Annotated in this window: 1 protein-coding gene; it reads right to left on the bottom strand. The window is 72.8% G+C overall.

All coding sequences use genetic code 11. The annotated features are described in order from the left end of the window. Nucleotides 1-573: IucA/IucC family protein (locus PV721_RS43715; RefSeq protein WP_319734487.1), on the bottom strand; the 573-nt coding region annotated here is incomplete at both ends.

Genomic DNA, 573 nt, shown 5'->3' on the forward strand with positions numbered 1-573 from the left:
CTCCACGGCTCCTTCCCCCTGCACTGGTTCGCGGTAGATCCCTCCGTCCTCGCCACCGAATCGGCCTGGACCGAGCGCGGAGACGGGGCGTCCGCGCTCGGTCCAGGCCGATTCGGTGGCGAGGACGGAGGGATCTACCGCGAACCAGTGCAGGGGGAAGGAGCCGTGGAGTTCCGGCGAGTAGTGACGGGCCTCGGCTTCGGAGAGCCCTTCGCGGCTCTTCGGGTCGGGTTGGAGGGGGTGACCGAGGAGGAGTGACTGTTCGGCTGTGAGGAAGCGGTCCCCGCCCACGGGGGCCGGGGCGGTGGGGCGTTCCCGTCGGTCGGCGATGAACTCGGTGGTACGGCGCACCGAGTCGGCGACCCGGCCGACGAGATCGGCGCCGCCGCGGCCTCCTCTGGTGCCCTCCCGGGCGATGAGGGAGGCGAAGGTGACGGCATCCAGGGATGGCGCGCCGGCGGGGGACCCTTCTAGGCGGGCCGGGCCGAACCGGTGCCAGCCGGTCTGGGACCAGTAGCGGACGGCGACGAGTGCGGCGGTGCCCGATGCGGGGAGGGGGATGCGAAGGGGGGT

Source organism: Streptomyces sp. MB09-01, from assembly GCF_033794505.1.
Lineage (GTDB): Bacteria > Actinomycetota > Actinomycetes > Streptomycetales > Streptomycetaceae > Streptomyces.